This is a genomic window from Kutzneria sp. 744 (assembly GCF_000568255.1).
Lineage (GTDB): Bacteria > Actinomycetota > Actinomycetes > Mycobacteriales > Pseudonocardiaceae > Kutzneria.
The window spans coordinates 3,561,800-3,571,209 of sequence record NZ_KK037166.1; the positions used below are offsets into that span (position 1 = coordinate 3,561,800).

A 9,410-nucleotide genomic window follows, 5' to 3' on the forward strand; every position below is an offset into this window, starting at 1 on the left:
GAGCGGGACTCGCGGTTAGAAAGGGGCCAGGGCGGCCAGGTAGTTCTGGACCGACTGGCCCAGGGTGGCAGCGCGGGTGGGGGTGGTGTCGGTGGGGGTGTCGGGGCGGGGGGAGCCGGGGCAGATCGAGGAGCTGTCGGGGAGGACTCCGGCCACGAAGTAGCGGTTGATCTTTTCGGTGGCGCAGGGGTTGGTGCCGTATTCGCCGTGAGCACCCTCGTCAGTAACGGTGATGAGGTTGTCACGGAGGCGAGAGGCCATGGCGGGGCCGCCGGCGTAGGCGGTCTGGGTGTCGCCCTCGGCCTGCACCACCACGCCGACGGGATAACCGTTGCGGGACAACGGGATCGGAGCCTCGGCCGGGGAGTAGGATCGATAGGTGCAGGTGGTGGGAGCGGCGCGGAGAACGCCATAGCCGTAAGGGAAAGTTTCCCGGTACGAGCGCATGTCCTGGTAGTAGGTCGAAAGGTCGGTGGGCCAGTCGGCCTCGCAGGTGACGGTGTCGAAGACGCCGGCCTGCATGGAGTCGAGACCCCGCTGGGCCAAGGCCAAGCCGGCGCCGACGGCGTCGCCCAGAGCGGGACCGGAGCCTGAACGCACGGCGGCCAACAGCTGGGCCAGACCCGACCACAAAGGACGGTAACGGGCGCCCTCGCCGACGGTGCCGTCGAGGACGCTGCGGTTGAACTTGCCGACCGGGGACTTGGCCACGGCGACGGCGATCTGCTCGACGGAGGCCAACACGGCGACTCGGCCGACGCCGAGGCCGAAGGCGGCGTTGCGGTCGCCGACCCACGAGGCCCAGGCGTCCACATCGGACCGGTAGGCCGAGGCCTGCTCCAGGAACTGCTGACGCCAGATCCACTCGGGATGCACCGACGAGTCCAGGACCGACAGGTTCAGCCGATCGGGGAACAAACTCCCGTAGACGGCCCCGAGATAGGTGCCGTAGGAGTAGCCCAGATAGTTGATCTTCGACACGCCCAGGGCGGCCCGAATCTGGTCCATGTCGCGGGCGGTGTCCCGGGTGTTGACGAACGGCCGGATGCCGCCGCCGGCCTGGGCGCAGGCGTCCTCGGACGAACGAGCATCGGCGGCCCACAAGGCGAACTGGTCGTCGGCCGGCCGGGAATCCAACGACGCCAGGCCGACCGGCTTCAGGCAGCGCAGGGCGGTCGACGCCCCGACGCCGCGAGGGTCGAAGCCGACCAGGTCGTAGTACTGGCCGAGCGGGGTGTGGTCGGCGATGTAGCGCGGCATGGCAAGCCCGCTGCCGCCGGGACCACCGGGATTGATGAGCAGCACTCCCTTGTGGTGCGCGGGATCGGACGCCGCACGACGGCTGACGACCACGGCGATGGTGCCCTGGTCGGGATGGGCGTAGTCCAGGGGAACGGAAAGCGTGGTGCATTCGAGTGCGGCGAGCGCGCCGGGGCAGGGAGCCCACACGACCCGCTCCGCGCGTGCCGGCGTGACCAGCAGTGCGACGGCGAGCAGGCTGAGCGCGACGGGCAGCAGTCTTCGCAAGACGACCTCCTCCAAGGCTTCGACACCGCCGAACATAGGGGCGATTTCCCGGCACGAGCCGGTTGTTCCTTCGGACGGGTGGGTGGCGTGCGAAGCTGGGAACCATGAGTGAACTGGCGTGGGACTCGCTGTCCGCGGAGACGCTGCGCCGGCTGGAACACGCCTCGGGTCGGCTGGCCACCGGCACGATCGGCGAGATGGAGGAGCGGCTGCCGTGGTTCCGGCGGCTGCCGGCCGACCAGCGGGCCAGCGTGCTGATGGTCACCCAGACCGGGGTCGCCGGCTTCGTGTCCTGGTTGCGTGACAACAAGCAGGCGATCCGCCTGACGGCCGAGGCCTTCCGCTCCGCCCCCAAGGACATGTCACGGTGGGTGAGCCTGCGCCAGACCGTGGAACTCGTCCGGGTGGCGTTGGAGGTCTTCGAGCGCATGCTGCCGGAGATCGCCGCCGACGAGAAGGAGCGAGCCCAGCTCACCGAAGCGGTCCTGCGCTACGGCCGGGAGATCGCCTTCGCCGCCGCCACCTCCTACGCCGCCGCGGCCGAGGCTCGCGGCGCCTGGGATGCCCGGCTGGAGGCGTTGATCGTGGACGGCATCGTCCGTGGCGACGCCGAGGAGTCGCTGCTGTCCCGCGCCTCCGCGCTGGGCTGGGAGCAGTCGGCCGAGGCGACGGTGCTGGTCGGCAACCCGATGTCGACCGAGCCGACCCGGGTGGTGTTCGACGTGCGCAGCCGCGCCGCCCGGGTGCACCGCCCGGTGCTGCTCAGCGTCCAGGGTTCACGGCTGGTGGTGGTGCTCGGCGGCTCCGAGGACGAGGCCCGCGGCCACGAGGTGCTGACCAAGATGGCCGAGGCGTTCGGCCCCGGCCCGGTGGTGGTCGGCCCGACGGTCGACAGCATCGCCGAGGCCCACCGCAGCGCCTCCGACGCCCTGTCCGGGCTGCGGGCCGTCGTCGGCTGGCCGACCGCGCCACGGCCGGTGCGGTCGTTGGACCTGCTGCCGGAGCGGGCCCTGGCCGGCGACCCGGAGGCGGAGTGGCAACTGATCGACCGCATCGCCCGCCCGCTGGAGGAGGCCACCGGCGGCCTGATGGCCACGGTCGACGCCTTCCTGGAGACGGGCGGCGTGCTGGAGGCGTGCGCCCGCAACCTGTTCGTGCACCCCAACACCGTCCGCTACCGGCTCAAGCGGGTCACCGAGCTGACCGGCCGCAACGCCAACGACCCCCGCGACGCCCTGGTGCTGCGGGTGGCACTGACCGTCGGCCGCCTCGCCAAGGCCCGCGGCCTGTGGTGAGTGCTGGGAAGCATCGGGGGTGGTGATCAGCGGCCGAACGGAGCAGCGGTGCCCGGCGGGAGTGAGCAGCGCCTCAGGGGTATTGTGCGACGCCTTCGACAACCCAGCCCGCCGCTCAGTGGTCATATTCCGGCAACCTTTGTAGGGTTCCTACAACGCTGACCACCGGACTTCGTCGGTGGCGACATCACACCGCGCCGCCGCGACCGTGTTCAGTGAGCGGGTGATCGCGCTCCTAGCCCCCGGACAGGGGTCCCAGGCTCCCGGCATGCTCGCTCCATGGCTCGAACTGGACGGCGTGGCGGAGCTGATCGCCGGCTGGTCCGAGACCACCGGCCTGGACCTGGCCCGGCTCGGCTCGACGGCGGACGCAGAGGAGATCAAGGACACCGCGATCACGCAGCCGCTGATCGTCGCGCTGACGCTGGTGGCCTTCCGCGAACTCCAGCGCCGCGTCACGGTGCCGAACGCGGCCCCGGTCGCCGGTCACTCCATCGGCGAACTCGCCGCCTCCGCGATCGCGGGCGTGCTCTCCATGGACGACGCGGTGGCGCTGGCCGCGGTGCGTGGCCGGGCGATGGCCGACGCGTGCGCGCTGGAGCCGACCGGCATGGCGGCGGTGATGGGCGGCGAGGCCGATGAGCTGCTGGCCCGTCTCGACGAGTACGGCCTCGTGCCGGCCAACCGCAACGGCGCGGGCCAGACCGTGGCGGCCGGGTCGCTGACCGCGCTGCAGAAGCTGGCCGACGAGCGTCCGGCCGGCACCAAGGTCGTGATGCTGAAGGTGGCGGGCGCCTTCCACACGCACTACATGGACCCGGCGCGGGACACGCTGCGGGACCGGGCCGCCGGTGTCACCACCGCCGACCCGACCCACCCGCTGCTGTCCAATGCGGACGGTTCCGTCGTGACCAGCGGCGCCGAGATGCTCGGCCGCCTGGTCGCCCAGGTGACCCTGCCGGTGCGCTGGGACCTGTGCATGGACACGCTGGCCCGCTCCGGCGTGACGACCACCATCGAACTGGCCCCGGGCGGCGCGCTCACCGGACTGGTCAAGCGGCAGCTCAAGGGCGTCGTGACCAACCCGATCGCCATCAAGACCCCGGCGGACCTGGACAAGGCAGTGGAGGCGGTGCGGCAGTGAGCGAGCTTGCGAGCGAGCCATTCAACGCAGAGCGTCCGCGAACGCGGACACCGAGCGCCAGCGAGGTGCAGCAGTGAGCGAGCGTCCCAGGTTGATCGGCCGCACCGGCCCGGCCGGCACGCGGTTGCTGGGCTTCGGCAGCGCGCAGGGCAACCGGGTCGTCACCAACGACGACATCGCGGCGATGGGCGTCGACACCAACGACGAGTGGATCCGCCAGCGCGTCGGCATCGTCGAGCGCCGGCTGGCCGATCCCGACCAGTCGCTGGTGGACATGGCCGTCGAGGCGGGCGCCAAGGCGCTGGCGGACTCGGGCGTGTCGCCCGAGGAGATCGACACGGTCATGGTGGCCACCTGCACCATGCCCGGCAACATCCCCAACGCCGCCGCGCAGACCGCGGACCGGATCGGCGTCAGCTCGCCGGCCGCGTTCGACCTGAACGCCGCGTGCGCCGGCTTCCCGTACTCGCTGACCGTGGCCAGCGACATGATCCGCGGTGGCAGCGCCAACAAGGTGCTGGTGATCGGCGCGGAGCGGTTCACCGACTGGGTGGACTGGTCCGACCGCGGCAACTGCATCATCTTCGCCGACGGCGCGGGCGCCTGCGTGGTCGGCGCGTCCGACGAGCCGCTGATCGCGCCGGCCGTGCTGGGCAGCTCGGGCGACCTGGTCGACATGATCGGGCTGACCGAGAACGGCCACATCTTCCAGGAGGGCCAGTCGGTCTTCCGCTGGGCCACCACGCAGATCGCGCCGATCGCCGAGCGCGCCGTCGAGGCGGCCGGGGTGAAGCTGTCCGACATCGACGTGCTGGTGCCGCACCAGGCCAACCTGCGCATCGTGGAGCACATCGCCAAGAAGCTGCGGGCCCGTGGCGCCCGGGAGGACCTCGTCGTCGCCGACGACATCGTCCACTCCGGCAACACCTCGTCCGCCTCGATCCCGATGGCCATCGACCACATGCGGGCGGCCGGCCGGATCGCCAGCGGCGACGTGATGCTCCTGGTCGGCTTCGGCGCCGGCCTGTCCTACTCCGGCCAGGTGGCCGTCTGCCCGTGACCGCGGGCGCAAGAACTTCCGGCGGGCGACCCGCGCCGCCGGGAATCACGAGGAAAGGAACCACCAAGGTGGACAACGAGGAGATCCGCACCGGGCTGGCCGAGATCGTCGAGGAGGTCGCCGGTGTCGCCGTCGACGACGTGACGATCGAGAAGTCCTTCGTCGACGACCTGGACATCGACTCGCTGTCCATGGTGGAGATCGCGGTGCAGGCCGAGGACAAGTTCGGCGTGAAGATCCCGGACGACGAGCTGGCCAACCTCAAGACCGTCGGCGACGCGGTGAACTACATCGCCAGCAAGGTCTGAGCTGTTCACGAACGAACTGTTGTAGAGCGGAGGCGCAGTGAGCTCTGTCGACGTCGTCGTCACCGGTGTCGGCGCGACGACCCCTCTGGGCGGGGACGTCGCGTCCACCTGGGACGGCCTGCTCGCCGGCCGCAGCGGGGTGTCGACCCTGGACGCGGACTGGGTGCACAAGTACGAACTGCCGGTGCAGATCGCCGCGCAGCTCAAGGTAGACCCCACCGAGATCCTGCCCAGGGTCGAGGCCCGTCGGCTCGACCGCAGTGAGCAGGTCGCCATGGTGGCGTCCCGGCAGGCTTACGCCGACGCCGGTCTCGACGAGAACGCCGTCGAGCCGGAGCGGCTCGCGGTGATCATCGGCACCGGCATCGGCGGCGCGCTCACCCTGCTCTCGCAGGACGACCTGCTGGAGACGGCGGGCCTGCGCAAGGTGTCGCCGCTGACCGTGCCGATGCTGATGCCCAACGGCCCGGCCGCGCACGTCGGGCTGTGGGCCAAGGCCCGGGCCGGGGTGCACGCCCCGGTGTCGGCCTGCGCCTCCGGCGCGGAGGCGATCGCCTGGGCGTACCGGATGATCCGCAGCGGCGAGGCCGACGTGGTCATCGCGGGCGGCGCCGAGGCGTGCATCACCGGCATCACCATGGCCGGCTTCGCGCAGGCCAGGACCATGTCCACCCGCAACAGCGAGCCGGAGAAGGCCTCGCGGCCGTTCGACGGCGAGCGCGACGGCTTCGTGCTCGGCGAGGGCGCGGGCATCATGGTGCTGGAGCGGGCCGACTTCGCGAAGGCGCGCGGCGCCAAGGTGTACGCCCGGCTCGCCGGCATCGGCACCAGCTCGGACGCGCACCACATCACCGCGCCCGACCCGGAGGGCAACGGCCAGCTGCGGGCCATCCAGGCCGCCATGCGCAACGGCGAGCTGTCCGCCTCCGACATCGGGCACGTGAACTGCCACGCCACCTCCACCCCGGTCGGCGACACGATCGAGTCGATCGCCATCAACCGGGCGATCGGCGCCCACCCGCTGCTGACCGCGCCGAAGGGTTCCCTGGGGCACCTGCTGGGCGCGTCGGGCGCGGTGGAGGCGATCGCGACCGCGCTGTCGGTGCGGGACAACGTGATCCCGCCGACCGCGAACCTGGAGAACCCGGACCCGGCGCTGCTGCACGAGGTCGTCGCCGGTCAGCCGCGCAAGATCGAGCTGAACGCCGCCATCAACGACTCGTTCGGCTTCGGCGGCCACAATGTGGCGCTGGCCTTCACCAAGGCCTGAGTCAGTACAGACAGTGGCATTCCCGAAGGGGGCCCTTCCCGTGTCTGGGGGAAGGGCCCCTTCGGGGATGACACTTTCTCATGCGTCGCACTTCTTCTTCACGATGGACGGACTGTCGATCCGGAAGGCGTTGCCCGATTTCACCATCGGCCACACCATCCACCAGTTGATGCACGGCACCTTCAGATCGGGTGGCGCGTTGTTGACGTCCTGCCGGCTGGTGAAGGAGCCGAACACGTCCGCGCCATTGGCGGTGGCCTCGATGCGGTAGACCTTCATGTCCGAGTCCTTGGTGGTCCTGAAGCCGTCCCGCCAGTTGTACTCGGTCTGCTGCGAGGTCACGTTGGGCGTCATGGTCTGCTTCCACAGGCCGTAGTTCTGGTCGTTGACCGCGTTGAAGTAGTTCTGTATCGCGCTCTGGACCGGCTTGAACTGCGGGTCGCTCATCGCGAACGGCGTGAAGATGACCGAGTGCGGGTCCCCGGTGCCCGGGTCGCTGGTCGCCTCGGGCGTGCTCGTCACGACCGGTGGCTGCAGGGTGGCGGCCGGCGGCTTGGTCGAGGCGTAGACCTGGCGGGCGATCAGGCCACCCACCAGCGCGCAGACGGCGACGAGCAGCGTGATCGGGATCAGCCAGGTCAACGTCGACCGGTTGGGTGAGGCCTGCGGGGTCACACCATCGAGAGTGCCACGACTCACCCGACCCGGTGCAACCAGGTCACCGGGGCGCCGTCGCCGGCCCGGCGGAACGGCTCCAGCGCGTCGTCCCAGGGCTTGCCGAGCAGGGAGTCGACGCCGTGCGCGAAGGACTCACCGGCCCTGGCCTTGGCCGCCAGCGCCCGCAACTGGTCCTCGGCCACCACGACGTCGCCGTTGGCGGCGGCGCGGGCGTGCCAGAGCCCGATGCCGGGGGCGAAGCAGAAGCGCTCGCCGTCCACACCGGGGCTCGGGTCCTCGGTGACCTCGAACCGGATCATGGGCCATGCCTTGAGCGCGCCGGAAAGCTGCGCGCCCGTGCCCGGGTCGCCGGTCCACGCGCATTCCGCGCGCAACTGGCCGGGCGCGGCCGGCTGTGCCGACCACCGCAAGTCCGCCCGGACCCCGAGGGTGCCCGAGATGGCCCACTCGACGTGCGGACAGACCGCAGACGGCGACGAGTGGACGTACACCACGCCACTGGTCTTGCCACGGTTGTTCACTGCTGACCTCCGCACCTGCCGAGGGACGTCTTCCCCTACGCCCTCACACGTGTCGGTGACCACCAGCGGATCAAGCCGATGCGCCATTCTGCCCTGGGTTCGGGCCCAGCCGCCACCGCAACCGGCACATCGCGGGACAGAGATCACCCGCGCGAGGGGGCACCGACACGGGTGAGCTCGCTCACAGACCGGCCTCGCCGGCGCTCGGCGGGTCCGCGACCCGGCTCCTGTGCTGGATGGTGACCTCGCAAGCTCGGTCACAGGCCCACCTCGCTAGCGCTCGGCGGGTCTGCGACCCAGGTCCCTGTGCTCGATGGTGACCTCGCAAGCTCGGTCACGCCCGGGCCGTGGCGTCACCATCCGGGCCGGTTACCGTTGTTCCCTCGGGATGTCCAGCAGCTGGGAGGTGGCGCCGTGCGCCTGGTGCGACTGGGCGACGCGCAGTCCGCGGTGGCGGCCGACGTCAAGGCCGCGCTGGCCTCGTGGGGCGGCGGCGACGCCGTGCTCGGCGGGGTCGCCCTGGCCGGCTACCTGCCGCCGGGCCGGTCCCGGCCGGTGGACATGGTGCTGGTGCTGCCCAACGCCGTCGTGGTGATCGCCGGCGTCGACCTGCCCGATCCGGCGATGCGGCTGGACGCGCCGGTCACCGGGCAGTGGAAGATCGACGGCTGGCCGCTGGTCGGGCCCGATCCGACGCTGAACCCGGCGGCCGAGGCGGTCGGCGTGACCGAGGCCGTGGCCGAGGCGGTGCGCGAGACCGGCTTACCCGTTCGGCTGATTCTGGCCATCGGCCCTTACGTCGGTCAGGTGACGCAGCCGCAGATGGATGTCGACCGGGGCATCCGCGTCCTGCACCCGATGCCGACCACGCTGCTGGCCGCCGTGCGCGATGTCGCCGCGGCCGCGCCGGCGCTGACCGCCGAGCAGGCCGGCGGTCTCCTCATTCATCTGTGCCCGGACGAGCGGTTCGCCACCGACGAGCTGGTCGCCGAGGGCTTCGCCCTCGCCAAGGCCGCCCCGGCCGAGCTGCCGGCGAAGAAGCGCCGCCGCTGGCTGCCCATCGGGGCCGCGGCGTTGATCGGGGCCCTGGCCGTCGGCAGTGTCATCGCCGCCCTCACCACCGGCGGCAGCGCGCCCGCCGCTGCACCACAGGCCACCGCCGGGTACACGAAGGTCGACGCCTCCGACGACGGCGGCCACTGCGTCGAGCACGCGTACGGGGACGTGCAGGTGTGGCTGAGCCACAACCAGTGCGTGAACCTGCGGCGGTGGAACTACCGGGCCGAGAACGCCGGCGACCCGGCCGGCGTGGCCGTGGCCGAGATCCGCTTCGTGGGGGCCGAGCCGGCGGCGCAGTTCCAGTCGCTGGCCGAGCAGCCCGGCACCGGCGGCATCACCGAGCTGCTCAAGGAGCGCCCGTGGCCGGGCGGCCCGACGTCGTTCGACCGCGCCGCCTTCACCAGCAACCGCTCCGGCGGCACCGTGCGGATCGTGGAGACCGTCTGGATCGGACGCCCCAGCGCCGCCGACGACCCCGCCCTCAAGTCCATCGCCCAGCGCACCCTCAACCTGGCGCTGTCCTGATGCAGGGAAGGACGCCTTACCCG

At 71.4% G+C, this 9,410-nt stretch carries 9 protein-coding genes; 6 read left to right on the plus strand and 3 right to left on the minus strand.

Annotation, left to right across the window (positions count from 1 at the left end):
- Nucleotides 1–15: 15 nt before the first annotated feature.
- Nucleotides 16–1,527 (minus strand): alpha/beta fold hydrolase, encoded by a 1,512-nt coding sequence (locus KUTG_RS15905; RefSeq protein WP_198047187.1) that lies wholly within the window; start codon nt 1,525–1,527, stop codon nt 16–18.
- A 104-nt stretch (nt 1,528–1,631) separates the two neighbouring features.
- Here KUTG_RS15905 and KUTG_RS15910 point away from each other — a divergent pair, with 104 nt between their 5' ends.
- The 5 genes from KUTG_RS15910 to KUTG_RS15930 all read left to right on the plus strand — a co-directional run bounded on the left by KUTG_RS15910 (nt 1,632) and on the right by KUTG_RS15930 (nt 6,604).
- Nucleotides 1,632–2,822 (plus strand): PucR family transcriptional regulator, encoded by a 1,191-nt coding sequence (locus tag KUTG_RS15910; protein WP_043717716.1) that lies wholly within the window; start codon nt 1,632–1,634, stop codon nt 2,820–2,822.
- Nucleotides 2,823–3,030: 208 nt separating this feature from the next.
- Entirely contained in the window at nt 3,031–3,966 is a 936-nt protein-coding gene (locus KUTG_RS15915) for an ACP S-malonyltransferase (protein ID WP_084581153.1), read from the plus strand.
- Between the two features lie 73 nt (nt 3,967–4,039).
- Complete coding sequence (locus KUTG_RS15920; protein ID WP_043717721.1) at nt 4,040–5,026, plus strand: beta-ketoacyl-ACP synthase III; 987 nt, start codon at nt 4,040–4,042, stop codon at nt 5,024–5,026.
- A 68-nt stretch (nt 5,027–5,094) separates the two neighbouring features.
- The gene (locus tag KUTG_RS15925) at nt 5,095–5,334 is read left to right on the plus strand and encodes an acyl carrier protein (protein WP_043717724.1); all 240 of its coding nucleotides are present in this window, start codon (nt 5,095–5,097) and stop codon (nt 5,332–5,334) included.
- A gap of 37 nt (nt 5,335–5,371) precedes the next feature.
- Nucleotides 5,372–6,604 (plus strand): beta-ketoacyl-[acyl-carrier-protein] synthase family protein, encoded by a 1,233-nt coding sequence (locus KUTG_RS15930; RefSeq protein ID WP_043717727.1) that lies wholly within the window; start codon nt 5,372–5,374, stop codon nt 6,602–6,604.
- 78 nt (nt 6,605–6,682) lie between these two features.
- On the opposite strand, the gene KUTG_RS53490 is transcribed toward KUTG_RS15930, so the two are convergent.
- The gene (locus tag KUTG_RS53490) at nt 6,683–7,279 is read right to left on the minus strand and encodes a hypothetical protein (RefSeq protein ID WP_052394651.1); all 597 of its coding nucleotides are present in this window, start codon (nt 7,277–7,279) and stop codon (nt 6,683–6,685) included.
- A 20-nt stretch (nt 7,280–7,299) separates the two neighbouring features.
- Complete coding sequence (locus KUTG_RS15940; protein WP_232240814.1) at nt 7,300–7,803, minus strand: DUF3145 domain-containing protein; 504 nt, start codon at nt 7,801–7,803, stop codon at nt 7,300–7,302.
- A gap of 414 nt (nt 7,804–8,217) precedes the next feature.
- Between KUTG_RS15940 and KUTG_RS15945 the strand changes: the two genes are divergently transcribed.
- Nucleotides 8,218–9,387, plus strand: coding sequence for a hypothetical protein (locus tag KUTG_RS15945; RefSeq protein ID WP_043717730.1), 1,170 nt, complete (start codon nt 8,218–8,220; stop codon nt 9,385–9,387).
- Nucleotides 9,388–9,410 lie beyond the last annotated feature (23 nt).